This window comes from Sinobaca qinghaiensis (genome assembly GCF_003610495.1).
In the GTDB taxonomy this organism is placed as follows: Bacteria; Bacillota; Bacilli; order Bacillales; family Marinococcaceae; genus Sinobaca; species Sinobaca qinghaiensis.
The window spans coordinates 1-24,260 of sequence record NZ_RAPK01000001.1 but is presented as its reverse complement, the minus strand read 5'-3'; the positions used below and the strand labels follow the sequence as shown (position 1 = coordinate 24,260).

At 45.0% G+C, this 24,260-nt stretch carries 22 protein-coding genes, 1 tRNA gene and 1 rRNA gene; all 24 read left to right on the top strand.

Annotation, left to right across the window (positions count from 1 at the left end):
- The first annotated feature begins 8 nt into the window (after positions 1-8).
- On the top strand, positions 9-575 hold the full coding sequence (gene pth, locus ATL39_RS00120) for an aminoacyl-tRNA hydrolase (protein ID WP_120191252.1): 567 nt from the start codon (positions 9-11) through the stop codon (positions 573-575).
- A 104-nt stretch (positions 576-679) separates the two neighbouring features.
- Entirely contained in the window at positions 680-4,216 is a 3,537-nt protein-coding gene (gene mfd, locus ATL39_RS00115; RefSeq protein WP_120191251.1) for a transcription-repair coupling factor, read from the top strand.
- Positions 4,217-4,317: 101 nt separating this feature from the next.
- The gene (locus tag ATL39_RS00110) at positions 4,318-5,925 is read left to right on the top strand and encodes a putative polysaccharide biosynthesis protein (RefSeq protein WP_120191250.1); all 1,608 of its coding nucleotides are present in this window, start codon (positions 4,318-4,320) and stop codon (positions 5,923-5,925) included.
- Between the two features lies 1 nt (position 5,926).
- Complete coding sequence (yabN, locus tag ATL39_RS00105; RefSeq protein WP_120191249.1) at positions 5,927-7,300, top strand: bifunctional methyltransferase/pyrophosphohydrolase YabN; 1,374 nt, start codon at positions 5,927-5,929, stop codon at positions 7,298-7,300.
- A gap of 14 nt (positions 7,301-7,314) precedes the next feature.
- Positions 7,315-7,575 (top strand): RNA-binding S4 domain-containing protein, encoded by a 261-nt coding sequence (locus ATL39_RS00100; protein ID WP_120191248.1) that lies wholly within the window; start codon positions 7,315-7,317, stop codon positions 7,573-7,575.
- Positions 7,576-7,734: 159 nt separating this feature from the next.
- Positions 7,735-8,124 carry an FtsB family cell division protein gene (locus ATL39_RS00095; protein WP_170146783.1) on the top strand — a complete coding sequence of 130 codons (390 nt, stop codon included), beginning with the start codon at positions 7,735-7,737 and terminating at the stop codon, positions 8,122-8,124.
- Positions 8,125-8,240: 116 nt separating this feature from the next.
- Positions 8,241-8,684, top strand: a complete 444-nt coding sequence (locus tag ATL39_RS00090; RefSeq protein WP_120191246.1) for a S1 domain-containing RNA-binding protein — start codon at positions 8,241-8,243, stop codon at positions 8,682-8,684.
- A 122-nt stretch (positions 8,685-8,806) separates the two neighbouring features.
- Positions 8,807-8,883 (top strand) — tRNA-Met (locus ATL39_RS00085).
- A 170-nt stretch (positions 8,884-9,053) separates the two neighbouring features.
- A complete protein-coding gene (locus ATL39_RS00080) occupies positions 9,054-9,812 on the top strand; it encodes a threonine/serine exporter family protein (protein ID WP_245960883.1) in 759 nt (252 codons plus the stop codon).
- A gap of 21 nt (positions 9,813-9,833) precedes the next feature.
- Positions 9,834-10,280 carry a threonine/serine exporter family protein gene (locus ATL39_RS00075; RefSeq protein WP_253076121.1) on the top strand — a complete coding sequence of 149 codons (447 nt, stop codon included), beginning with the start codon at positions 9,834-9,836 and terminating at the stop codon, positions 10,278-10,280.
- Entirely contained in the window at positions 10,264-11,661 is a 1,398-nt protein-coding gene (gene tilS, locus ATL39_RS00070; RefSeq protein ID WP_120191245.1) for a tRNA lysidine(34) synthetase TilS, read from the top strand. Before ATL39_RS00075 ends, tilS begins: the two co-directional genes overlap by 17 nt.
- Positions 11,662-11,826: 165 nt before the next feature.
- Positions 11,827-12,390, top strand: a complete 564-nt coding sequence (hpt, locus tag ATL39_RS00065; protein WP_120191244.1) for a hypoxanthine phosphoribosyltransferase — start codon at positions 11,827-11,829, stop codon at positions 12,388-12,390.
- A 33-nt stretch (positions 12,391-12,423) separates the two neighbouring features.
- Positions 12,424-14,523 carry an ATP-dependent zinc metalloprotease FtsH gene (ftsH, locus tag ATL39_RS00060; RefSeq protein ID WP_120191243.1) on the top strand — a complete coding sequence of 700 codons (2,100 nt, stop codon included), beginning with the start codon at positions 12,424-12,426 and terminating at the stop codon, positions 14,521-14,523.
- Positions 14,524-14,601: 78 nt separating this feature from the next.
- On the top strand, positions 14,602-15,372 hold the full coding sequence (locus tag ATL39_RS00055) for a type III pantothenate kinase (RefSeq protein WP_120191242.1): 771 nt from the start codon (positions 14,602-14,604) through the stop codon (positions 15,370-15,372).
- Between the two features lie 21 nt (positions 15,373-15,393).
- A complete protein-coding gene (gene hslO / locus ATL39_RS00050; protein ID WP_120191241.1) occupies positions 15,394-16,290 on the top strand; it encodes an Hsp33 family molecular chaperone HslO in 897 nt (298 codons plus the stop codon).
- A gap of 163 nt (positions 16,291-16,453) precedes the next feature.
- A complete protein-coding gene (gene cysK, locus ATL39_RS00045; protein WP_120191240.1) occupies positions 16,454-17,383 on the top strand; it encodes a cysteine synthase A in 930 nt (309 codons plus the stop codon).
- A gap of 67 nt (positions 17,384-17,450) precedes the next feature.
- Positions 17,451-18,914, top strand: coding sequence for an anthranilate synthase component I family protein (locus tag ATL39_RS00040; protein WP_120191239.1), 1,464 nt, complete (start codon positions 17,451-17,453; stop codon positions 18,912-18,914).
- Positions 18,911-19,495: an aminodeoxychorismate/anthranilate synthase component II gene (gene pabA, locus ATL39_RS00035; protein WP_120191238.1), complete on the top strand. Its 585-nt coding sequence runs from the start codon at positions 18,911-18,913 to the stop codon at positions 19,493-19,495. The genes ATL39_RS00040 and pabA overlap by 4 nt, the downstream gene beginning before the upstream one ends.
- A gap of 3 nt (positions 19,496-19,498) precedes the next feature.
- Positions 19,499-20,362, top strand: coding sequence for an aminodeoxychorismate lyase (gene pabC, locus ATL39_RS00030; protein WP_120191237.1), 864 nt, complete (start codon positions 19,499-19,501; stop codon positions 20,360-20,362).
- 17 nt (positions 20,363-20,379) lie between these two features.
- Positions 20,380-21,225: a dihydropteroate synthase gene (gene folP / locus ATL39_RS00025; protein WP_120191236.1), complete on the top strand. Its 846-nt coding sequence runs from the start codon at positions 20,380-20,382 to the stop codon at positions 21,223-21,225.
- Positions 21,218-21,577 carry a dihydroneopterin aldolase gene (gene folB / locus ATL39_RS00020; protein WP_120191235.1) on the top strand — a complete coding sequence of 120 codons (360 nt, stop codon included), beginning with the start codon at positions 21,218-21,220 and terminating at the stop codon, positions 21,575-21,577. Before folP ends, folB begins: the two co-directional genes overlap by 8 nt.
- Positions 21,578-22,081: a 2-amino-4-hydroxy-6-hydroxymethyldihydropteridine diphosphokinase gene (gene folK / locus ATL39_RS00015; protein WP_120191234.1), complete on the top strand. Its 504-nt coding sequence runs from the start codon at positions 21,578-21,580 to the stop codon at positions 22,079-22,081. It abuts the gene before it with no gap.
- A gap of 105 nt (positions 22,082-22,186) precedes the next feature.
- Positions 22,187-23,689, top strand: coding sequence for a lysine--tRNA ligase (gene lysS / locus ATL39_RS00010; protein ID WP_147419318.1), 1,503 nt, complete (start codon positions 22,187-22,189; stop codon positions 23,687-23,689).
- 326 nt (positions 23,690-24,015) lie between these two features.
- Positions 24,016-24,260: ribosomal RNA gene (locus ATL39_RS00005) — 16S ribosomal RNA — on the top strand; the annotation flags it as partial.

Sequence of the window (24,260 nt, the reverse complement as noted above, 5' to 3'; positions counted from 1 at the left end):
ATTCAACGATGAAAATCATAGCCGGTCTGGGGAATCCAGGCAAAACATACGATCAGACAAGACATAATATTGGATTTGATGCAGTAGACAAGCTGGCCGACCGTCTAGGTCTTCAGTGGGTGAAAAACAAAAAATTATTCCTTTCCTGCGAAACCATTGCCAACGGGGAGAAAATTATTCTTATAAAACCGCTGACGTATATGAATTTATCAGGAGAAGCAATTGCGCCTATGATGAATTATTATGATGTACCGCCGGAAAATCTGGTTGTGCTTTATGATGACCTTGACCTCGAACCCGGCACGATCCGTCTCCGTCAAAAAGGAGGCCACGGAGGCCATAACGGCATCCGCTCTATTATTGATCACTTAGGTACTAAAGAGTTTAATCGTGTCCGCATCGGAGTAGGCAGGCCGGCTCCGGGCGTTTCCGTTGTGAACCATGTTCTCGGCCGCTTTGCTCCGGACGAAAAAGATAGAGTTCAGGAAGCATCCGAACAGGCGGCTAAAGCAGCCGAAGCCTGGATGTCTAATACATTTAACGAAGTAATGAATACATTTAATCAAAAAGCCTGAAGCCTGCCGGCTGTTAACGCTCCGGGAAACATTGTAAACTATAAATAATAATATGCATCAGCCGATACAGAACCAGGGTTCGAAACAAGGAGGATAAACATGTTATGAAGGGATTAATTAATGCCCTCGCAGGAAATGAAGAAATGCAGAAGGTAGTTAAAGGAATTAAAGATGGGGCCGGCGAACAGCTTGTAGCCGGGCTGAGTGGTTCAGCCCGGGCTTTTGCTATGTCTTATATTAAGCAGTCCGTTGACTACCCACAGCTGATTATTACGCACACTCTGCTGCAGGCCCAAAAGATATACGACGATTTACTGGAGCTCATGAACACAGATGTTTATTTATATCCTGTAAATGAACTGATTTCCTCTGAGATTGCTACAGCCAGTCCGGAAATGAGAGCACAGCGGATTGATATACTCAACAAGCTTGCTTCAAGCACCTTTACAGGCGTTGTCATTGTGCCGGTGTCGGGAGCCAAGCGGCTGCTTCCGCCGGTGGACGTGTGGCAGGAAGCAAGTATTTCCCTTCGTCCCGGAGAAGATTTAAACATAGATTCCTTTATTGCCAGACTTATTTCTCTTGGGTATCAGCGGACTACCATGGTGTCCGCACCCGGTGAATTCAGCGTGCGCGGGGGCATTATTGACACCTATTCTTTGACAGAGGATTACCCGGTACGTATTGAGCTGTTTGATACCGAGGTAGATTCTCTGCGCTATTTTCATGCCGAAGATCAGCGTTCCCTGAATCAAATTCAGGAAATCACGATAGGTCCCGCAGAGGAAACCATTCTTTATGCCCACCATTTTGAAAAAGCAGCGTCCCGTCTGGAAACGGGTATGCAGAAAGCTATTCAAACCGTGAAAAATAATGAAGTAAAAGACAAGCTTCATGAACATCTTTCTTATGAAAAAGAACAGCTGGAGCAGGGAAGCCGGTTTCAGGGCATTTATAAATATACGGAATATTTTTACGAAAAGCCGGCTACGCTGCTGTCTTATTTTCCGGAAGAGACGATCGTATTTATGGATGAAATCAGCCGGGTTCAGGAAATGGCAGAACGATTGGATGAGGAAGAAGCTGAATGGAAAACGGCAGTGCTGGAGCAGGGAGAGCTGCCGCTCGATCTTTCTTTATCCCTGCCTTTCGATCAACTCTTTACAGAGAAAAAATGGCCGCGGATTCATTTTTCTTTATTTTTACGATCACTGCCGTCTTCCCAGCCAAGCTCGACCACGAGCATCTCCTGCAAGCCGATGCAGCCGTTTCACGGTCAAATGCCGGCATTGAAAACAGAGGTGGACCGCTGGGTCAAAGCAGATTATCAAGTCGTTTTCTTAGCCAGTGATGAAGACCGGGCCCAGCGTCTGCAGAATATTTTATCCGACTATGAAGTTGATACAGACCGAAGCGGATTCGACGGGCCTTTTTCGACAGAACGGGCTTCCGTTGTAATCGGCCAGCTGAGCAGCGGTTTTGAGCTGCCCGCAGAGAAAATAGCGATTATTACAGAGCAGGAAACATTCACTAAAAAAGTAAACCGCCACAAAAAAAGGCAGAAGCTTTCCAACGCAGAAAGAATTAAAAGTTATTCCGATTTAAAAATCGGTGATCTTGTCGTTCATGTGAATCACGGTATTGGAAAATATCTTGGCATTGAAACGCTGGAAGTAGGAGGCATTCATAAAGATTATTTGAATGTATCATACGCCGGCAATGACAAACTGTATGTTCCTGTTGAACAAATTGACCAGGTGCAGAAATATGTAGGCGCAGAAGATAAAAATCCAAAAATTTATGCGCTCGGCGGCAGTGACTGGAAAAAAGTAAAACGCAAAGTCCAGTCTTCTGTTGAAGACATTGCAGATGACCTGATCAAGCTGTATGCGGAAAGAGAAGCCTCAAAAGGTCATGCATTTTCCCCAAGCGAAAAGGAAGAAACGCTGTTTGCTACATCCTTCCCTTACCAGGAAACCGAAGACCAGGTAAAAGCTATCCAGGAAATCAAGGAAGATATGGAGCGCGAGCGTCCGATGGACCGGCTTCTATGCGGGGACGTAGGCTATGGAAAAACAGAAGTAGCCATCCGGGCTGCATTCAAAGCCATTGCTGATGGGAAACAGGTGGCACTTTTAGTACCTACGACTATACTCGCGCAGCAGCACTATGAAACGATTGCAGAGCGATTTGCTGAACATCCGATTAATATAGGCCTCTTAAGCCGTTTCCGGACAAGAAAACAGCAGACGGAAGCCTTGAAATCGCTGAAAGAAGGCGGCGTGGATATGATTATTGGTACGCACCGCGTTCTTTCCAAAGACGTTGTCTTTAAAGATCTCGGCCTTCTTATCGTCGATGAAGAACAGCGTTTCGGCGTAACGCACAAAGAAAAAATTAAACAGTTAAAAGCTAATGTCGATGTGCTGACGCTTACGGCTACCCCGATCCCGAGAACGCTGCATATGTCGATGCTTGGCGTACGTGATCTTTCCCTTATTGAAACGCCGCCGGAAAATCGTTTTCCTGTACAGACGTATGTGCTGGAATACAACGCGGGGCTGGTAAAAGAAGCGGTAGAACGGGAATTAAGCCGCGGCGGCCAGGTGTATTTCCTTCATAACAGAGTAGAGAATATCAGCCGGGTAGCAGAGCAGATTTCCATGCTGGTGCCGGAAGCGGAAGTCGCTTATGCGCACGGGCAGATGAATGAACAGGAACTGGAATCGGTTATGATCGACTTTTTAGAAGGAAACAAGGATGTGCTTGTAACGACGACTATTATTGAAACAGGAGTGGATATTCCAAACGTTAATACGCTGATTATTTCAGATGCTGACCGGATGGGTCTGTCCCAGCTCTATCAGATCCGGGGCCGTGTCGGACGCTCCAACCGGGTGGCCTACGCCTATTTTACGTATCAGCGGGATAAAGTGCTGACAGAGGTAGCTGAAAAGCGCCTGCAGTCCATTAAAGAGTTCACAGAACTTGGTTCCGGGTTTAAAATCGCGATGCGTGATCTTTCTATCCGCGGTGCAGGAAACCTGCTTGGCTCCCAGCAGCATGGCTACATTGAGTCGGTAGGATTTGATTTATATTCACAAATGCTAAAAGAGGCGATTGATGAGCGGAGATCGGGTGCACCTAAACCAAAGCCGCCTGAAATTGAAATGGATGTAAAAGTAGACGCCTACATTCCAGAAAGCTATATCAATGATTCCAAGCAGAAAATTGAAATGTACAAGCGTTTCAAGGGCATCGAAACGCCGGAAGACCTGCAGGATCTACAGGACGAGATGATCGACCGGTTTGGGGATTATCCAAGAGAAACAGAGGATTTATTTGCCGTATCCCGCATTAAGCTTCTTGCAGCAAAAGAAGGGGCGGAGGCGATTACGCAGGAAGGCAGAAAAATCAACCTGCTCGTTACCGAAGAGGTCAGCCGGCAGGTTGATGGAGCCAAGTTATTTGAAGTGGTAAATGAATATGGAAAAGCAATTGGCATAGGCACGAACGGTGCCAAGATAAAGCTGGCCGTTTACATGGACCGCCTGGGCGGAAAGTCTTTCCTGAACGTGCTTGAAGAGCTGCTCAAACAGCTTCCTCATACGAAAAAAGAAGACGAAGCCATCATGAAATAAATAGAAGGCCTCTGCTGAAGAGCAGAGGCTTTTTTTATGACGGCAGCAGAAGATACAGGGGCGCCGTATGCTATACTGGGAACGGAAAAGGAGCGAATGCAATGGAAGAAAAGAGCCCGGGCCGGAAAATATGGGCAGGTGCTTTGTTTATATCCGGGGCCGCTGTTATAGGAAAAGTGCTGAGTTCATTATATAGAGTTCCTTATCAAAATATGACAGGAGACCTGGGATATTACGTGTATCAGCAGGTATACCCTTTATACGGAGCCGCGATGGTCATAGCTATGTACGGATTTCCGGTGATTATTTCTAAAATGATCGTTGATGCAAGAGTGGATAATGGAATGCAGGAAGCAAAAGAGACAGCCTGGTCGGCTTTTTATATTCTGTCCCTGCTTTTTACTGTTCTTTTTGTATTGTTTTACACCGGCGCAGAGACTATTGCTTTGTTTATGGGGGACGCCGAACTTGCGGGGTCGCTCAGGACCATGTCTTACGTTCTACTGACGGTGCCGGTTCTTTCTGTGGTGAGAGGGTACTTTCAGGGAATAAATCAAATGGAACCTACTGCTTATTCGCATGTGGCCGAAAAATTTATCAGAGTGGCGGGCATTTTGGTATTTGCCTGGCTGGCTGTAACGTTTGGCAATGGAGCATATGATGCCGGTGAAGGAGCCTCGGCAGGTTCGGTATTGGGCAGTGCCGTAAGCGTGCTGGTGCTGATCTGGTTATTGGGTAAAAACAGAAAAAAAACCGGGCTTCAGCCGATGTCGCACAAAAAAGCAGTACATAGAATGCCGGAGCATACGAAAGTGCTTCTCACGCAGGGACTTGTTGTATGCCTCGGATCGCTTTTGTTTATTTTGTATCAAATGATCGATGCGTTTACGGTAGTCCGGCTGCTGCAGATGAACGGAGCAGTTGGAGAAGAAGCGATGATAGCAAAAGGAGTCTTCGACCGGGGCCAGCCTCTGCTTCAGTTTGGTACGGTTATTGCCTCCTCTTTTGCCATGGTGCTGGTTCCGCTTCTTCAGGAAGAAAGAATAAAAGGAAAAGCTGATGCCGCCCGTTATTACGCCTCCCTCATGATGAAAGTCAGCTTTTTAATGGGGGCCGCCGCTGCAGGCGGGATGATTATTTTAGCGGAGCCGATTAATATTATGCTGTTTACTAATGACAATGGAACCGGTGTGCTGCGCACCTTGTCTGCGGCTCTGGTTATGAGTGGAACGGTAATGATTTCAGCTGCTGTTCTGCAGGGAAACGGTTTTTTTAGAATTCCCGCTATTTCGCTTGCGGCAGGATTTTTAGTGAAGCTTATCTGCAATATGCTGTTAATACCCTTACTGGAAACACATGGAGCTGCCATAGGGACAGTAGCCGGTCTGGGGGTAACGGCTGCCGTTAACATATACTGGATTTACCGAAAAAGCATGATCGACGTCTTTTCGACAAGCTGGCTTGGAAAAGCATCAGTGGCACTCGCCGGCATGAGCCTGTTTCTTTATTTTCTAATGACTGCCGGAGAAGAGCTTATGCATGGGGAAAACCGGCTGCTGGCTGCCGGCTTCACGTTGATAACCTGTGCTGCAGGAGGTGTGTTATTTTTATTCCTCACGGCGGTGATGCAGGTTATTACAAAAGAAGAGCAAAAAATGCTTCCAGGAATAAAAAAACTACAGTCATTACGAAAGAGGGGAAACCAATAGCATGAAATATATTACGATTATCGGCCTCGGAGCCGGAGAGGCCGATCAGATGAGTTTTGGCGTGTATAAACAGCTGCGCGGGGCTGAACATATATACCTGCGGACGAAAGAGCATCCGGCTGTTGCGATGCTCGAGGAAGAGGGTATTGCCTTTCAAAGTTTTGACCATATTTATGAAGCAAATAATCAATTTGGAAATGTATATGCCGAGATTGTAGAAAAGCTGCTTGAGGTAGAAGAAGAGGCATTTATTTATGCTGTTCCAGGTCATCCGCTTGTTGCCGAAGAGACGGTGCAGCGTTTAATAGAAGAAGAAAAAAAGGGCACCATACAGCTTCGTATTCAGGGAGGCCAGAGCTTTCTGGATCCTGCCTTTTCGGCACTCCGGGTGGATCCCAATGATGGTTTTCAACTGCTGGATGCAACAGCTCTTGTACCGGAGCAGCTTATGCTGACTCAGCACATACTCATTTCACAGGTATATGACCAGATGAGTGCCTCTAATACAAAGCTCACTTTAATGGAAAAATATCCGGACGATTATGAGGTGACGCTCGTTACGGCTGCAGGCACATCAGAGGAAAAACTGGAATCGTTTCCGCTGTTTGAACTGGACCGCCGCGCCGGGCTCAGCAATTTAACAGCGCTTTACGTGCCGCCGGTAAAAGAAGAGGCTCTTTTATACCGTGAATTTGGGAAGTTAAAAGAAATTATCAGTATCCTCCGCGGGCCGGGTGGATGCCCATGGGATCAAAAGCAGACGCATGCCTCATTAAAACGGTACTTGATTGAAGAGGCGTACGAAGTGATTGATGCTGTAGATGAAGAGGATGATGAGCATCTTCAGGAAGAACTGGGCGATGTGCTTCTGCAGGTTATGCTTCATGCGCGTATTGCAGAAGAGGAAGGATTTTTTTCCATAGAGGATATTGTAGGAACGCTTAATGAAAAAATGATCCGCCGCCATCCTCATGTTTTTGGAGATATTCAGGCAGAAACAAGTGAAGAAGTAAACCGGAACTGGGAAAAAATTAAGCAGGCGGAGCGCGCGGGCTCGGACAGAGAAACAGACAACCTGGACGTTCCCGCTTCTTTTCCAGCATTGATGAGGACGGCCGAACTTCAAAAGCAGGCCGCAAAGCATGGAAGGCCATTGAAGGAAGAGCCGCTTCTCTGGGAAATGGTTGAGGCAGAATTGCAGGAGTGGAAAGAAGCACTTCAGGGTACGGATAAAGAACAGCAGAAAGAGGCGTTTGGCAGCGTGCTTTTTGTGCTTGTGAATATAGCTAACCATCATAAGCTTCACCCGGAAGAATCGCTTCATACAGCTAATCGGAAATTTGAGCAGCGGTATGGGACGGAGAACGGAAAATAAGGGAGAGTATAATAATGAGAATAGATAAATTTCTAAAAGTATCCCGATTGATTAAGCGGAGAACGCTGGCTAAAGAAGTGGCGGCGCAGGGAAGGATTAAAGTGAACGGGCATCAGGCTAAGGCAGGAACGGAAGTAAAGCCCGGTGATGAAGTGTCTATCCGCTTCGCCAGCAAAACGATTACCTTTTCGGTTGATGAAATTAAAGATACAACCAAAAAAGAAGCTGCAGAAAATATGTATACTATTCTAAAAGAAGAGACACCGGGCAGCTAATAAAAAGAAAATTGCATAATTTATACAATTTTATATTGAAAGACCCCTCCTCCTTCGTTATGATGATAGTAATTGGTTATTGTATAACAGTTCTGAAAAATATATAGCTCACTGCTAATATAATATATAAAAATAGTAACAGAAGGAGGGATGAAGGTCTTGGGTTCTAACAGTAGGAAAGTAACAGAAATTAACAAGTCATATGTCCGTCAGCAGGAACGGGAACAACAGCTTCAGGATGCTATTCAATCAAAGCGGAAAAAAGGACTCCGGCGCCGCTTAACAGCAATGGCCGTCACGGGCTCCATTATTGCTGTAGTACTGGCTGTTATTCTTATCACACAGTGGCAGACGCTTCATGCCAAGGAAACAGAAAGAACAAATTTAGAAAAGCAGTACACGGAAATGCAGGCCGAGGAAGAGCAGTTGAGGCAGGACATAGAAAATTATCATGACCTGGATTACATTGCAGAAGTAGCAAGAAGCGACTATTACTTTACAAAACAAAACGAAACGCTGTACAAAATGCCGGAAGAATCTGCTGAATAAAAGATATCTTCAGGCAGTATAACCTTTTCTTACAATGTAAACGTAGGACGCTGTTTTAAAGAAGAAGCTGACAGCTTTACTGTTTTTATCAACATTTGAAGGGGAGCAATTTCTACATGGCCATAGAACCAGGCGATAAAGTAAAGGGCAGAATATCGGGCATTACTCATTTTGGTGCGTTTGTTGAACTGGCGGACGGGAAAACCGGACTCGTTCATATTAGTGAAGTAGCAGATAAATACGTGGACAATATTAAAGACTTTGTTAATGTTGGAGATGAAGTTACTGTAAAAGTCATGAAGGTAGAAGAAAGCGGAAAAATCAGCCTGTCCATCCGCAAGGCTGTGGACCGTCCGCCCGAAAGCCGGCCAAAACCGGTTCGTCCTTCGAATGCCCGTCCTAAAGATAACAGCCGGCGCAGCGGATCTGCTGGCAGCAGTAAACCCAGGCCCCTGTCATTTGAAGATAAAATGAATAATTTCATGAAAGACAGTGAAGAGCGTTTATCCTCCCTAAGGAAGCAGACAGATAACAAACGGGGGAAGCATTCACGAAAATAAAAAACCATGCCGGATCTGCATGTTAAAAACCGGCATGGTTTTTAATGTCTTTAGGAAGTGCAGGAAAGAAAAGTGTTGACGCGGCCTGATGCATTGTTTATAATTACGGATGTTGCTAATTTGGCGGTGTAGCTCAGCTGGCTAGAGCGTACGGTTCATACCCGTGAGGTCGGGGGTTCGATTCCCTCCGCCGCTACCAAATATAATATGAAGGATATTCTCTATAAAAGAATGTCTGTTGATAATAAAACTGTGCCAGTTAAAGGTGCGGTTTTTTTTGTATCCAATGTGTTTTAAATGTATATTCATCAGCTTATATATAAGGTATAGTTTATTTCAAGAAAATAAGGAACAGATGGAGGGAATAACGTGGTTCGTGGGAAGAAAACAATGGACATCTGTCTTCTGAGCGGCAGGCTCCTGCTCCGCTATGGAGCAGAAACATATAGAGTGGAAGATACAATGGTAAGAATGGCGAAAGCAGCCGGAATGAATAATGTCCACAGCTTTGTCACCACAACTGGTATATTCCTTTCTTTTAAAACAGAAGAAGATTACGACAGTATGCAGATGATTCGAATTAAAGAACGATACCAGGATCTGGGGAAAGTGACGGAAGTCAATCAGCTCGCCAGAGAATTCACATACGGGGATATTACCTTGGATGAAACACAGGAACGTTTGAAAGCAATAAAAGATGCTCCGATGCATTATCCGCTTTGGTTCATTTACCTTGCTTCCGGTATCGGCGGCGGTGCTTTCTCTTATCTGGTCGGAGGCAGTTATTTTGATATGCTTCCAGCGTTTATTGGAGGAACCGCTACGACGATCACGCTGGTTCTTATACAAAGAGTACTGAAAGTGAAATTCTTCGCGGAATTTGCGGCTGCTTTAACCGGCGGCATCATGGCTTTGATTATGGTTAATGGAGGATTTGGCACAGAATTAAATCAGGTTATTATAGGCTCGTTGATCCCGCTTGTACCAGGTGTCCCTCTGACAAACGCTGTCCGTGATTTAATGTCAGGAGACCTCGTAGCCGGCGTAGCCCGCGGATCAGAAGCTATGGTTACCTCTTTATCTATTGCAGCGGGGGTAGCTCTTGCGCTTTCTATCTTTTATATGTAGCAGGGTCTGGAGGAAAAGAAAATGATTGTTATGGAATGGCTGATATGTTTTATCGCCACGGTAGCTTTTGGAGTAATATTTAATATACCTCTCCGGCTGCTCTGGTGGGGAGGCGCTGCAGGAGTGGCTGCATGGATTGTTTACAGTACGCTTCCGGAATTAGGCATGAGTCCGGTGTTTGCAGCGGCAGCGGCAGCCTTTGTAGCTGCTTTTGCTGCTCACTGGCTGGCTATATGGAAAAAGGTCCCGGTTACAATGTTTACCATTCCGGGTATCATTCCGCTGGTGCCGGGAGGCAGAGCCTATTCCACCATGCTCGCTTTTGTAGAAGAAAATCATATTAGAGGACTGGAGCAGGGGGTTCAGACTTTTATGCAGGCTGGAGCAATAGCGGCAGGGCTTGTATTTGCCCTTTCCTTATTTTCAATTGGAAAAGGAGTAGGACAGCGCTATGAAACAGAAAATTGAAGCGTTTATCAAAAAACACTCTCTGCTTCAGAAAGGCGATCACTTAGTAGCTGCTGTATCGGGCGGGGCGGATTCTATGGCGCTTCTTTATGTACTCAGCGAACTTGCGGATTCCCTGCAGATTTCGGTATCGGCGGCACATGCTGATCACGGCCTTCGTCCAGACGAAGCAGCAGTAGAAAAAGAAATGGTGGAAGCCTTCTGCGCAAGACGCTCTCTTTCTTTTTATACTGAAGAGCTCCCTGTAAAAGAATATTTATCTGATCAAGGAAAAGGAGTACAGGAACAGGCACGGCTGCTGCGGTATCAATTTTTGGAAAAAGTGATGAAACAATGCGGAGCAAATGTTCTGGCCACGGGTCATCACGGCGATGATCAAATAGAAACAATGCTTCTGCGGATGACGTCGGGCCGAGCGCTGTGGGAAGAAGTCGGCATATCCGCTTCCCGTAATCAGGAATCCGGAAGAATTATCAGGCCTATGCTTGAAGTAAGCAAGGAATCTATCTATGCTTATTGTGAACAACATTCGATTCCTTTTAAGGAAGACAAAAGCAATAATTCGAATGCCTACGCACGAAACCGCATCAGACACCATGCCCTGCCGGCTGTTCTTCATGAAAACAAAGAAGCCCGGGAGCATTTTCAAACCTTAAATGAATGGATCTCGACAGAAAGGCTGTTTATTAAAGAGGCAGCAGAAAAAGAAGCCCGCGGGCTGATTCTCGACCAAAATGAACATTCTTTGACGTTTTCTATAAGTGGTTGGAAAGCCCTTCATTTGGCTTTACAAAGAAGGGTTATTCCTCTACTATTAACTTATCTTTGCAAAAATCAACACACGGCCGTTTCTACTATACATATAGAACAGCTGCTTTCGCTTCTCTATAAACCAGCCTCGTCTTTTATTGTTAATTGGGCAGGTGGAGTGTTGGTTAAGCGGACATATGATACATGCACATTTCACCTTCAAGCCAGCACGGAAGCCCCATTAGTGCAGGTAGAAGCCCCAAAACTTTTAGAGGTGCCGGGAAGCGTCTCTTTTAACGAGTGGACAATTACGGCCGGCCGTTATGATGGCACGGTTGATCCGGAGCGGAATGATGTGTTCTGCATAGCAGAGTCGGAGCTGAGGCTGCCGGTGCTGGTCCGGTCAAGAAAACAGGGAGAAAAACTCCATATAGCGGGAATGACAGGCAGAAAGAAATTAAACCGTTTATTTATCGACGAAAAAGTACCAAAAGAACAAAGAGACAGCTGGCCTGTCGTTGCTGCTTCCGATGAAACCATTTTGTGGGTTCCGATGCTTGCTAAAACAAAAAGATTCCAAAGAACACCGGTGGAGCACAGTACTATTTTATTTAAGTGCCAAAAGAACTAGGTTCAGCGGAAGAAAAAGGTATTATAAAAGAATGGTTCGTACAGTTTTCAAGACGTGAAGGATGAAATGCATGCTTTATTCATGATATGATTAAAGCCGGGTATTCGCCCTATTTTTTAATGTATATTGATATAATGAATTTTCTGGGAGGCTTAAGCGATTCTGATGCATGACGATATTGAGCACATACTAATCAGCGAAGAAGAGATCCAAACAAAGATTAAAGAGATGGGAAAAGCCATCTCCGAAGAATACGACAGCCGTTTTCCACTGGTTATAGGCGTTCTAAAAGGAGCTCTTCCTTTTATGGCTGACATAATTAAAAGAGTGGAAACACATCTTGAAATCGATTTTATGGATGTATCAAGCTACGGTAAAGGTACTGTATCTTCAGGGGAAGTTAAAATTATTAAAGACCTCGATACAACAGTAGAGGGTAGAGACGTCATTATTCTGGAAGATATTATCGACAGCGGCATTACGCTCAACTATTTGATCAGCCTGATTAAACACCGTGGGGCAAAATCAGTAAAAATCATTACGCTGCTTGATAAGCCGGATGGAAGAAAAGTTGATCTTGTACCGGATGTAGCTGGCTTTATCGTACCGGATGCTTTCGTGGTGGGATATGGTCTGGATTTCGCAGAACGGTATAGAAACCTTCCATATATAGGAGTATTAAAACCGAAAATTTACAACAATGAGGCAGCGGCATCAGAAACTTTATAAAATACCGCGAGTGCTTACAGAAGGAGGTCAGGAATGAATCGAATGTTTAGAAACGTTGTGGTGTATTTGCTTTTGTTTTTGGTCATTATCGGTATTTTCAGCTTTTTGAGTGGCGATCAAACGACCACAGAAGAAATGAGCACCACCGAATTGATAACCAAACTTGAAAATAATGAAATTGAGTCAGCCACCCTCCAGCCTGAAGGAGAAGTGTATTTAGTTGAAGGACAGGAACAGGGCATGGAAGAGGGAGAAGCATTTGAAGCCTACCTTCCAATGACCGATGAAAATACTCAGCTGATACTAAACGCACAGGGCCCGGATGGAAATGCGCTCACCATCAATACACAGCCGGCAGATGAACCAAGTATCTGGTCCAACCTGCTTGTTACTGCTATTCCATTTGTGATTATTATTCTTTTATTCCTATTCCTCTTCAGCCGTGCGCAAGGCGGCGGAGGCGGCGGAAACAAAGTGATGAACTTTGGTAAGAGTAAAGCCAAGCTGTATCAGGAAGATAAGAAAAAAGCCCGCTTTAAAGACGTAGCAGGTGCAGATGAAGAAAAACAAGAATTAATTGAAGTAGTTGACTTCCTGAAAGATCCACGCAAGTTCGCCAATATGGGAGCACGTATTCCTAAAGGTGTACTTCTTGTTGGACCTCCAGGTACAGGTAAAACACTTATTGCACGTGCAGTAGCCGGAGAAGCAGGAGTTCCGTTCTTTACAGTCAGTGGTTCGGACTTCGTTGAAATGTTTGTAGGTGTTGGTGCTTCCCGTGTGCGTGATTTATTTGAAAACGCAAAGAAAAATGCTCCATGTATTATATTCATTGATGAGATTGACGCAGTAGGACGTCAGCGTGGAGCCGGTGTCGGCGGCGGGCACGATGAACGTGAGCAGACGCTGAACCAGCTTCTTGTTGAAATGGATGGTTTCAGTGCAAATGAAGGTATCATTATGATTGCTGCTACTAACCGTGCGGATGTACTTGACCCCGCCCTTCTTCGTCCCGGTCGTTTTGACCGCCAGATTATGGTAGGTCTTCCCGATGTAAAAGGAAGAGAAGAAGTCCTGCAGGTTCACGCTCGTAACAAACCGCTTGCAAATGATGTTAACTTAAAAGCGATTGCCCAGAGAACACCAGGATTTTCCGGTGCGGATCTGGAAAACCTTTTAAACGAAGCAGCGCTTATCACTGCCCGCGGCGACATGGATAAGATTAGAATGAGCCACGTAGATGAAGCTATTGACCGGGTTATTGCCGGTCCTGCTAAGAAAAGCCGTGTGATTTCGAAGAAAGAAAGACAAATCGTGGCACATCACGAAGCTGGTCATACAGTGGTCGGCGTGAAGCTTAGAAATGCGGATATGGTTCACAAAGTAACTATTGTTCCACGTGGACAAGCCGGCGGTTATGCCGTTATGCTTCCAAGAGAAGACCGTTACTTCATGACAAAGCCTGAACTGCTGGATAAGATTGTCGGCCTTCTTGGCGGACGCGTAGCAGAAGAAGTTATGTTTAATGAAGTAAGTACGGGTGCCCATAATGACTTTCAGCGTGCTACTGCTATCGCCCGGAAAATGGTAACAGAATACGGCATGAGTGATAAGCTTGGGCCGCTTCAATTCGGTTCCGGATCCGGCGGTCAGGTATTCCTCGGCCGTGATATGCAGAATGAACAAAATTACAGTGATGCAATTGCCTACGAAATCGACCAGGAAGTCCAGCGCTTTATTAAAGAATCATATGAACGCTGCAGACAAATTCTAACAGAGCATAAAGACAAACTTGAGCTTGTAGCACAGCAGCTGTTGGAACTGGAAACGCTGGATGCAGAGCAAATTGAATCGCTTGTTGAAGAAGGCAAGCTTCCAGAAAATCATCATTTGAACAAGAGTGATGATGAAGTGGAAGTAGTTAATAAGCCGGAACAGGAAGATCAGTCAGAAGAAGGCCAGACAGAAGAGTCGTCGTCTTCAGATCGTGAAGATGACAACGGATCTTCTTCAGATGACGCATCTGAAGCTCAGGAACAAGAAGAGCAGAAGGAAGCGAATCCTGAAAATCCAAAGGAAAATGCTACACCTTGGACAAATGAACCGCCTTCCGATGAAGATCGTAAATCATAATAGTTAAAAAAAAGAGATGCCCTCCGCGGCATCTCTTTTAACTTAAAGGCAGATTATTTGAAATGATAGGGGACAAATATGATACTGGGAATGGACATTGGAAACACGACAATTACGTTCGGATTATTTAAAGACGACATCAGGGTCGATACCTGGCGTCTTTCCTCTGATCAAAATAGAACGGTTGATGAGTACGGACTTCAGCTTTTTTCTTTTTTTCAGTTCAAAAACTGGAAAGTAGAGCAAATCAGAGGTATTATCATTTCATCTGTTGTTCCGTCATTAATGAATACGATGAGCCGGTTATGTAAAGATTATTTTGATCTATCTCCTTTAGTAGTAGGACCGGGAGTGAAAACTGGTTTAAATATTCGTTATGAAAATCCTAAAGAAGTCGGAGCAGATCGTATTGTTAATGCGGTAGCTGCTCTTGAAAAAAAAGCACCTCCCTTGATCGTGGTGGATTTTGGAACCGCAACAACATTCTGCTATATTGATAAAAACAGTCAGTATCAGGGAGGCGTTATCCTCCCCGGACTGAATCTGTCTACAGAAGCTTTATATGAAAAAGCGGCCAAACTGCCAAAAATCGAATGGAAACAGCCCGCCCGCATTACGGCCAAAAGCACCGTAGAAGCCATGCAGGCAGGTATGTATTACGGCTATGCCTCCCAGGTAGATGGTGTTATCCGGAAGATAAAAGAAGAGCAGAGGACACCAGCGTATACCATTGCTACAGGGACAACGGCTGAATGGCTCAGCCGGGAAACGAAAGAAATAGATGAAATAGATAACTATCTCACTCTTTCCGGCCTTCACTCTATTTACCAAAAAAACACAAAAGAATGAGAAGAAAGGATGTTAGAACACATGAGCGATTATCTAGTAAAAGCAACAGCGTTTGATAATAAGATCAGGGCCTATGCAGTTAATACAACTGATATGGTAAATGAAGCAGTCCAGCGCCACCAGGCGTGGCCGACAGCAGCTGCTGCTTTAGGGCGTGCGATGACAGCAGGCTCAATGATGGGAGCAATGCTGAAAGGAGACGATAAGCTGACGATTAAAATTGAAGGCGGAGGTCCAATGGGGCCTATTATTGTAGATAGCACGTCCGACGGCAATACGCGGGGCTATGCTCATAATATGCAGGTGCATTTTGACTTAAATCCACATGGCAAGCTCGATGTAGCACAGGCAGTTGGTACCGGCGGTCATATGGCCGTAGTAAAAGACCTGGGAATGAAAGATCATTTTACCGGCACCGTTCCCATTGTTTCTGGTGAACTCGGTGAAGATTTCACTTATTATTTTGCGGCTTCCGAGCAGGTGCCGTCTTCTGTCGGGCTTGGAGTTCTCGTCAATCCTGACAATAGTATCAAAGCAGCAGGAGGATTTATTATCCAGCTGATGCCGGGCGCGGAAGAAGAAGCGATTGAAGCGCTGGAAAAACAAATTGAAAATATGCCCCCGGTTTCAAAGCTGATTGAAAAGGGTAAAACACCTGAAGAAATGCTTGAAACGATTTTTGGAACCGATATTAACTTTTTGGAAAAGCACGATGTTTCCTTTTCCTGCCACTGTTCAAAGGAACGCATTACAAATGCGCTAGTTTCTCTTGGAAGTGATGAAATCAAGGATATGATTGAAGAAGACGGCGGGGCTGAAACCCAGTGTCACTTCTGTAATGAAATATATAACTTTGATGTACCTGAGCTGGAAGATATCCGCGAAGAAGCAGAAAAGAAAGAAAACCGTGTACAGTAAATGCCTAAAGGGATCTGATCATTTTTGATTAGGTTCCTTTTTCAAAAGCGAAGGAATACTCAGAAAATAGAAAATGCCTGTATTGACACCGTTTTAAAAGACTGATAATATATAATCAATAAAACCAATGAAATTACTTGGTATTGTCGAGGAGGATATTTACATGAGAGTAGCAAATAATGTTTTAGAGCTAATAGGCGAAACACCAATGGTTAAGCTTAACCGCCTTACCGGAGAAAATGATGCTGATGTTTACCTGAAGCTTGAATTTATGAACCCGGGAAGCAGTGTAAAAGACCGGATCGGTATGGCAATGATTGAAGCGGCAGAGAAAGACGGCAGGCTGAAGGAAGGCGATACGATTGTAGAGCCTACAAGTGGAAACACAGGCGTCGGCCTGGCGATGGTAGCCGCAGCCAAAGGTTACAAATCTATTCTCGTTATGCCGGAAACAATGAGCATGGAACGCCGTAACCTGCTTCGTGCTTATGGCGCGAAACTAGTACTGACACCAGGACCAGCAGGAATGGGTGGAGCAATCAGCAAAGCTCATGAGCTGGCCGAAGAAAATGGTTATTTCATGCCGCAGCAGTTTGAAAATGAAGCGAACCCGGCTATTCACCGTGCGACAACAGGTAAAGAACTGCTCGAGCAGGTAGACGGCCAAATCGATTCTTTCGTTTCTGGTATTGGTACCGGCGGAACAATCACGGGCGCAGGCGGACTGCTTAAAGAGCACTATCCTGACATGCGTATTGTCGCTATTGAGCCGGCAGATTCTCCAGTATTAAGCGGAGGGCAGAAAGGTCCTCACAAAATCCAGGGTATCGGTGCTGGATTTGTACCTGAAATTCTTAATACGGATATTTATGACGAAGTCGTTCAGGTAACGACAGAACAGTCATTTGAATATGCACGCCGCGCAGCAAGAGAAGAAGGTATTCTCGGCGGTATTTCTTCCGGTTCTGCTATTTATGTGGCTCTTCAGGAAGCAAAGAAACTCGGAAAAGGCAAAAAAGTGGTTGCTATTATTGCAAGTAATGGGGAACGGTACCTCAGCACGCCGCTTTACAACTTTGAAGACGAGCAATAAAATAAAAGAAACGGGAGCAGGGCGAAACGGTCCTGCTCTTTTTATTTTTGATCAAAGGGGGAGGACAATGGAGCCTCAATTAGCATCACTACCAGCAGCCAGCGCTGCATACCGGGTCTCCGGAAGATCTATTGATTTTCCAGAAGCCCGTTTTTTTTCAGCCTATGCGTCTTTGAGCCGCACCTGTGAGTATCACGTTATTTTAGAAAGTGGACAAAGAGGTCGTTACAGCATTGCAGCTCTGCACCCTTTTGCTTTATTTACAGGAAAAGATAATCATTTAACTGTGGAGACAGTAGAAGAGGCCTTTCATATAACGGGAGATCCCCTTTTGCAGATGAAAGAATGGATGAAAACATACGCTGTAGAAACCGTACCGGATTTTCCTGACTTTCAGGGCGGGTTATTTGGATTTATAAGCTACGACTACATTAGATATATTGAACAATTGGAAGAAACGACAGCAGATGATCTGGATACGCCGGACTGTTTCTTTCAAGCGTTTCAAGAAGCAGCTGTATATGATCATGAGAAAAAGAAGCTTTGGTTGCTTCGTCTCGCAGGCGCAGAAGAAGATGATGAGGATAAACTCGATCAAATGATGAACAACTGGCTGACCGCGGCAGAAGAAGATCCGTCAGCCTCCGCTATTTACGAAGAAACGGTCGGCAGAGAACGGACGCAGGAAACTTCCTGGAAGCAGGCTGAGTTTGCGGAAGCGGTGGAACAGGTAAAAGAATACATTGCGCAGGGAGATGTATTTCAGGTGAACCTATCTCTGCGGGAAGGCAAGCCTCTTCGAAGCGATCCATTTGATATTTACAGGAAACTGCGGGAAATAAATCCTTCTCCCTACATGGGCTATTTTCATACTCCGGATTTTCAGCTCGTAAACGGTTCTCCTGAGCTCCTCATTAAAAAGCGCGGGAAGGAAGCTTCGACCCGGCCGATTGCAGGAACCAGATCCCGGGGAATGGATGAAAAGGCGGATCATGAACTCGGAATAGAGCTGCTTACTACGGAAAAAGAACGTGCTGAACATATTATGCTGGTGGATTTAGAAAGAAATGACCTGGGCAGAGTCTGCCAATTCGGCTCGGTGGAAGTGGATGAGCTGATGGTAATTGAGCGGTATTCCCATGTCATGCACATTGTTTCTAATGTTAAAGGTGTGCTGGCAGACGATATGGATGTCTATGACATGATCCGGGCAGCTTTTCCCGGAGGAACTATTACTGGGGCCCCTAAAGTGCGGACAATGGAAATAATCGAGGAACTTGAACAAGTACGTCGAGGCGTTTATACTGGCTCTATTGGATGGATTGGGTATAATGGAGACACTGAATTAAACATTGCAATCCGCACGATGATCACAAAAAATGGTATGGCCTATGTCCAGGCCGGGGCGGGAATTGTAATTGATTCCCATGCTGAAGCAGAGTATAAAGAATGCCTCAAAAAAGCAAAAGCGCTTTGGACCGCGAAAGAGCTGAGTGAAGAAGAGATGAGCAGAGGAGGAAATGTACAATGATTTTAATGATTGATAATTATGATTCGTTTACCTATAACCTGGTGCAGTACCTTGGAGAAATGGGAGAAGACCTGGTGGTAAGGCGCAACGATCAGATCACAATTGAAGAGATTGAAGCACTGGCGCCTGATTTTCTTATGATTTCCCCGGGTCCCTGTTCGCCTGATGAAGCTGGGATCAGTATGCAGGCTGTGGAGCATTTTGCCGGTACTATTCCTATATTTGGAGTCTGCCTGGGCCACCAATCGATTGCCCAGGTGTTTGGTGGAGACGTAGTCAGAGCAGAACGTCTGATGCATGGAAAGACATCCGCCATGCATCATAATGGAGAAACCATTTATAAAGGATTAAGCAATCCGTTTACAGCGACAAGGTACCACTCGCTGATCGTCAAAAAAGAAACGCTTCCCGACTGCCTGGAAGTTACTTCATGGACGGAAGAAGGAGAAATTATGGGCCTTCGTCATAAAGAGCTGGCAGTAGAAGGCGTGCAGTTTCACCCCGAGTCTATTATGACGGATGTAGGGAAAACCATTTTGAAGAATTTTATTTCCACTCATACCCTTCCGCAGGGAGTATAAATAATGTTTGTACTAAAGAACGGAGCTGTTCAGAAGGCGGGCGAAGCCCGTCTTTCTGTATTTGAACATGGTTTTATGTATGGCCTTGGACAGTTTGAAACCTTTCGGGTGTACGACGGGCACCCTTTTTTATTGGATGAACATATGATTCGGCTGGAGCGCGGCCTTCTCGAGATGAATATTAAATGGACATATGATCGGGATCTGGTGCGGACACAAATCAAAAAGGTACTTTCAGCAAACAATTGGAAAAATGCATACGTGAGATTTAACGTGTCAGCCGGTCCGGGTCCTTTAGGGCTGGATCAGGGGCAGTATGATCACCCGGAAGTGATCATTTATGCGAAGCCGCTGGAGGAATGCACGGGAGTACACCTTCTGCCTAAAAAAGGACAGATTCTGGAAACAAAAAGGAATACCCCGGAGTCGGAAGTCCGCTTAAAATCGCATCATTATTTTAACAGTATTCTCGGCAAAAATGAGATAAGGGGACTCTCCGGTACAGAGGGCCTTTTTTTAACAAAAGAAGGATATGTAGCAGAAGGAATAGTATCCAACATATTCTGGAAGAAGGGTACCACTCTTTACACTCCTGCTGTTAAAACCGGTATTCTGCCGGGAATTACAAGAAAGGCTGTTATGCTGCTGGCAGAAAAGCGGGGTTATTATATCCGGGAGGGCTGCTTTTCCAAAAAAATGCTGATAGAGGCAGAAGAAGCCTTTGTAACAAACTCTATCCAGGAAATCAGCCCCCTGCTGGGAATAGATAAACAAACCTATCCATTTCATTCAGGCATATCTTTTGAACTGGCCTCCGACTATGCTGAGGCGAGGCGGTCTGCCTGGTCTTTTAAAGATCTACTATAGAAGCTGAGCAAGGAGCAATGATAATGAGCGGGATTATCCGATGGGGAAATCACTCCCTGGACCTTTCAACACGAACCTACATTATGGGAATACTTAATATTACACCGGATTCTTTTTCCGACGGCGGCCGTTACAATCAAATTGAAAATGCAATAGAACGAACCCGCGAAATGATTGAAAATGGAGCAGACATTATTGATGTAGGCGGAGAATCAACGCGCCCCGGTTATGAACCGGTACCGGTAGAAGAAGAGCTCGGCCGGGTACTGCCCGTGATCCGGGCGCTTGCTTCGAGGTTCGATGTTCCTATTTCCATTGACACCTATAAAGCAGAAACGGCAAAGCAGGCAGTAGCTGCCGGAGCCGGCATCATCAATGACATATGGGGCGCAAAAGCTGATCCTGATATGGCTTCTGCAGCAGCTCTGTGCGATGTGCCCATTATTCTTATGCATAACCGGCATAATACAGAATATACCGACTTAATGGAAGATATGAAAAAAGATATTTCTGAAAGTGTGAATATATGTAAAAAAGCTGGGGTAAAGGAAGAGTATATTATTTTAGACCCTGGTATTGGATTTGCTAAAACATATGAACAGAATTTAGAAGCAATGCGACGGATGCGGGAATTTACAGATCTTGGCTATCCAGTGCTTCTAGGAAGCTCCCGAAAGTCTCTTATTGCTAAAACATTGAACCTTCCCTCAGCGGAAAGAGTCGAGGGAACTGCTGCAACCGTAAGTCTCGGTATTGAGAGGGGCTGCAGCATTGTCCGCGTTCATGACGTGCTGGAAATGAAAAGAACAGCTCTTATGATGGATGCAATGCTTAGAAATGAAAGGATGAGCGAACATGGATAAGATTTATATCCAAGGAATGGAATTTTACGCCTACCATGGAGTATTTCCGGAAGAAAACAAGCTGGGTCAGCGGTTTCGTGTTGATCTGGTCATGGAAACAGACTTAAAAGAAGCAGCGCGGGAAGATAACATTGATAAAAGTGTTAACTATGGAGAAGCTTATGAAACGGTAAAACGAGCTGTTGAAGAAAACACATATGATTTAGTTGAAACTATAGCAGAGCAGATTTCATCCAGTCTGTTTGCCTCATTTTCTATCATTGAGCGCGTAACGGTAAAGGTGATTAAACCGGATCCGCCGATTCCAGGCCATTATGACCACGTAGCTATTGAGATTACGAGGACCAGATAAATGCAGAAAGATATTTTTCTGGGACTGGGTTCCAACGTTGGAGATCGTAACGAGGCATTGAAAACTGCAATAGAGCTTTTGCAGAAAACAGAAACGATTTCCGTGCTGGAATGTTCCAATGTTTATGAAACAAAACCGGTGGGGGTTACGGACCAGGCAGATTTTTTGAATCTGGTTTTAAAGGCAGCTACGTCCAGTCCGCCACAAGAGTTATTGCAGGTGACGCAGAGCATTGAAAAGGAAATGGGTCGAATCAAGGATGTACGCTGGGGCCCTCGGAATATAGACCTTGACATTTTGCTTTATAATGATGAAAATATTATGATGGAAGAGTTAATTATTCCTCATCCGAGAATGGCCGAACGAGCATTTGTACTGATTCCGCTTATGGATGTTATATCAAACTCAAAGACAGATGAAGTAAAGCATTGGCTTAGCAGTCTGCCTGCAGAAGAAAAAGCAGGGGTGCGCCTGTATAAACAAACAGACGGCTGGCTGACATAGCATAAGTGATGTAGAGCACGTATACAAAGCAGCAGCGGGGGCTGGCCCCAAAAAGGCTCAGCTCCCTTAAATATGATTAAAAACGCAAGCCGGGGAGAGATAGCTGTGAGTGAGGAAATAGAATATAACGATCAAATGATGGTGCGAAGAGAAAAAGTAGCGCGAATGCAGGAAGAAGGAAAGGACCCTTTTGGAGAACGATTTGACCGCAGCCATACGGCAGATACGGTTCAAACAGAATTTGGAGACTTCTCAAAAGAAGAGCTTGAAACGAAAGATACAGTATTATCTTTAGCTGGACGTGTGATGACAAAGCGTGGAAAAGGAAAAGCCGGCTTTGCCCATATCCAGGACTTAAGCGGTCAAGTACAGATATACGTAAGAAAAGATGCAGTAGGCGACGAAATGTATGAGCTGTTTGAGGATCTTGATATCGGCGATATTATTGGAGTATCCGGTACAGCGTTCAAAACTAAAGTAGGCGAGCTGTCGGTGAAACTTTCTTCTATCCACCTCCTTTCGAAGTCCCTGCGTCCGCTTCCTGATAAATTCCACGGACTCAGGGATGTAGAACAGCGGTATCGTCAGCGTTATTTGGATTTGATTGCTAATCCGGAAGTAAGAGATACTTTTGTTCTTCGCAGCAGAATCATGCAGTCAATGAGAAGATACCTCGATGACAAAGGCTATTTGGAAGTAGAAACGCCTATGCTTCATTCCATTCCCGGTGGAGCCGCGGCAAAGCCGTTCGTTACCCACCACAATGCGCTTGATATGGAACTTTATATACGAATAGCGATTGAACTTCATTTAAAGCGTCTGATTGTCGGAGGGCTGGAGAAAGTATATGAAGTAGGCCGTGTATTTAGAAATGAAGGGATATCGACGCGTCACAATCCCGAGTTCACGATGATGGAACTTTATGCAGCGTACACAGATTATAATGACATCATGGATTTAACGGAAAGTTTAATTGCCCACATAGCTCAAGATGTTCTGGGCAAAACAAAAGTTATGTACGGAGAGCTGGAAGTAGATCTGGCACCAAAATGGCGCAGGGTGCATATAGTAGATGCTGTTAAAGAAGAAACCGGCGTAGATTTCTGGAAAGACATGAGCGATGAGCAAGCACGCGCGCTTGCTAAGGAACATAACGTTCCTATTAAAGAAAGTATGTCCTTTGGCCATGTTGTAAATGAGTTCTTTGAATACTTTGTTGAAGAAAAGCTAATTCAGCCTACCTTTATCTACGGCCACCCTGTAGCGATCTCGCCGCTGGCTAAAAAAAATCCGGAGGATGGAAGATTTACGGACAGGTTTGAGTTGTTTATTGTAGGCAGAGAACACGCCAATGCTTTTACAGAATTAAATGATCCTATTGATCAGCGTCAGCGTTTCGAAGCACAGGTACAGGAAAGAGAACAGGGAGACGACGAAGCCCATATGATGGATACTGATTATCTGGAGTCCATGGAATATGGTCTTCCGCCAACCGGAGGTCTTGGCATCGGAATGGACCGGCTTGTCATGCTCTTAACAAACTCTCCTTCTATTAGAGATGTATTATTGTTCCCGCAGATGAGAAACCAACAGCATAGTGACCAGTAAATAGCTGAGAGAAGCCGGCAGAATGAGCCGGCTTTTACTTTTTTAATATTTTTTTAAGAAATATAGAAAAAAGACTTGTCAGTTAAGCAGTACGATGATATATTAGTAAACGTTGCTTTAGAGCAACAGCAAAGCAAATAAAATGTTAACACTTAAAGTATTGACATATAAAAGATAGAATGTTAATATAATAAAGTCGCCAAATTGAGGCGAAGCAGAAAAACACGTGTCCTTTGAAAATGGAATGAAAACAACGCGCGAACAACAAGTCGCGGCAGGCAGGGCCTGCTGCGCAAGGTAAGACCAGCAAGAACTAAGCATCAACTTTCATGGAGAGTTTGATCTTGGCTCAGGACGAACGCTGGCGGCGTGCCTAATACATGCAAGTCGAGCGCATGCACCCGGCGGACCTCTTCGGAGGAAAACCGGGGAATTGAGCGGCGGACGGGTGAGTAACACGTGGGCAACCTGCCCTCTAGACGGGGATAACTCCGGGAAACCGGAGCTAATACCCGATAATCAAGCAGATCACCTGATCTGCTTGTAAAAGCATGGCCTTCGGGCCATGCAC

Bases quoted from the DNA above. Each gene is read 5' to 3' on its own strand.
- pth (WP_120191252.1), top strand. From the start codon at position 9: ATGAAAATCATAGCCGGTCTGGGGAATCCAGGCAAAACATACGATCAG.
- mfd (WP_120191251.1), top strand. From the start codon at position 680: ATGAAGGGATTAATTAATGCCCTCGCAGGAAATGAAGAAATGCAGAAG.
- ATL39_RS00110 (WP_120191250.1), top strand. From the start codon at position 4,318: ATGGAAGAAAAGAGCCCGGGCCGGAAAATATGGGCAGGTGCTTTGTTT.
- yabN (WP_120191249.1), top strand. From the start codon at position 5,927: ATGAAATATATTACGATTATCGGCCTCGGAGCCGGAGAGGCCGATCAG.
- ATL39_RS00100 (WP_120191248.1), top strand. From the start codon at position 7,315: ATGAGAATAGATAAATTTCTAAAAGTATCCCGATTGATTAAGCGGAGA.
- ATL39_RS00090 (WP_120191246.1), top strand. From the start codon at position 8,241: ATGGCCATAGAACCAGGCGATAAAGTAAAGGGCAGAATATCGGGCATT.
- ATL39_RS00075 (WP_253076121.1), top strand. From the start codon at position 9,834: ATGATTGTTATGGAATGGCTGATATGTTTTATCGCCACGGTAGCTTTT.
- tilS (WP_120191245.1), top strand. From the start codon at position 10,264: ATGAAACAGAAAATTGAAGCGTTTATCAAAAAACACTCTCTGCTTCAG.
- hpt (WP_120191244.1), top strand. From the start codon at position 11,827: ATGCATGACGATATTGAGCACATACTAATCAGCGAAGAAGAGATCCAA.
- ftsH (WP_120191243.1), top strand. From the start codon at position 12,424: ATGAATCGAATGTTTAGAAACGTTGTGGTGTATTTGCTTTTGTTTTTG.
- ATL39_RS00055 (WP_120191242.1), top strand. From the start codon at position 14,602: ATGATACTGGGAATGGACATTGGAAACACGACAATTACGTTCGGATTA.
- hslO (WP_120191241.1), top strand. From the start codon at position 15,394: ATGAGCGATTATCTAGTAAAAGCAACAGCGTTTGATAATAAGATCAGG.
- cysK (WP_120191240.1), top strand. From the start codon at position 16,454: ATGAGAGTAGCAAATAATGTTTTAGAGCTAATAGGCGAAACACCAATG.
- ATL39_RS00040 (WP_120191239.1), top strand. From the start codon at position 17,451: ATGGAGCCTCAATTAGCATCACTACCAGCAGCCAGCGCTGCATACCGG.
- pabA (WP_120191238.1), top strand. From the start codon at position 18,911: ATGATTTTAATGATTGATAATTATGATTCGTTTACCTATAACCTGGTG.
- pabC (WP_120191237.1), top strand. From the start codon at position 19,499: ATGTTTGTACTAAAGAACGGAGCTGTTCAGAAGGCGGGCGAAGCCCGT.
- folP (WP_120191236.1), top strand. From the start codon at position 20,380: ATGATAATGAGCGGGATTATCCGATGGGGAAATCACTCCCTGGACCTT.
- folB (WP_120191235.1), top strand. From the start codon at position 21,218: ATGGATAAGATTTATATCCAAGGAATGGAATTTTACGCCTACCATGGA.
- folK (WP_120191234.1), top strand. From the start codon at position 21,578: ATGCAGAAAGATATTTTTCTGGGACTGGGTTCCAACGTTGGAGATCGT.